This is a genomic window from Mesorhizobium sp. M7A.F.Ca.CA.004.12.1.1 (assembly GCF_003997835.1).
Lineage (GTDB): Bacteria > Pseudomonadota > Alphaproteobacteria > Rhizobiales > Rhizobiaceae > Mesorhizobium.
The window spans coordinates 1-778 of sequence record NZ_RZRK01001369.1; the positions used below are offsets into that span (position 1 = coordinate 1).

2 protein-coding genes are annotated in these 778 nt (G+C 66.6%); both read right to left on the reverse strand.

The genetic code is table 11. The features are described 5' to 3' along the window. Window positions 1–539, reverse strand: a 539-nt coding sequence (locus tag EN984_RS36440) for a QueG-associated DUF1730 domain-containing protein (RefSeq protein WP_127384446.1), incomplete at its 3' end; no start/stop codon positions are given. After that, window positions 520–778, reverse strand: a 259-nt coding sequence (locus EN984_RS36445) for a glutathione binding-like protein (RefSeq protein WP_164766008.1), incomplete at its 5' end; no start/stop codon positions are given. The genes EN984_RS36440 and EN984_RS36445, both read right to left, overlap by 20 nt.

Genomic DNA, 778 nt, shown 5'->3' on the forward strand with positions numbered 1-778 from the left:
GTGGTGAAGATGGTGCCGAGGAACAGCCAGGAGCCGTGCTCGCGGCTGACCAGATTGGTGTGCTTGCCTTGCCAGCCGAGCCCGGCGGCCTCGGCCAGCGGCTTTTCCATCACCGGCGCAGTGTCGACGAATACCTTCACATCACCCCCGGCGCGCGCCACGATCTTGCCGGCGATCTCCTTCAGCCGCCCCTTCATCACATCGTGATAGTCGCGGTTTTGCGCATAGACCGAGATCGCGCCGGAGTCGCGCTTGGCCAGCACCCCGCGCGGATCATGGTCGGGGCCATAGTTCATCGCCAGCACGATGATCGAGCGCACCTGCGGCCAGAGGGCTGTTGGTTCACTGCGGCGTTGAAGCGTCTCGGCGATCCAGTCCATCGACCCATGAAAGCCATCGGCGACGAATTCGGCCAGGCGCGCCGGCGCCAGCGGGATCGCATCGGGGGAGGTGACGGCAACGGCATCGAAGCCGGCGCGCTGCGCCTCCGCGTCGATCAGCGCGCGCAGTTTTGCGGCGTCAGAAGTCGAGGTCCGCATAATGCGACACCGGTGACAGGCCGCGCACCCGGTCGGTCAAAAGCGGCCGGAAGGAGGGCCGCGACTTGACCCGCGTGTACCATTCGCGTGCAGCGCTGTGCTCGCGCCAGTCGATCTCGCCGAGATAGTCGAGCACCGACAGCGTCGCCGCGGCCGCGAGATCGGCATAGGTGACCCTCGAACCGGCCAGCCAATGGCGGGTGCCGGCCAGCCAGTTGGTGTATTTCATGTGCTGGCGG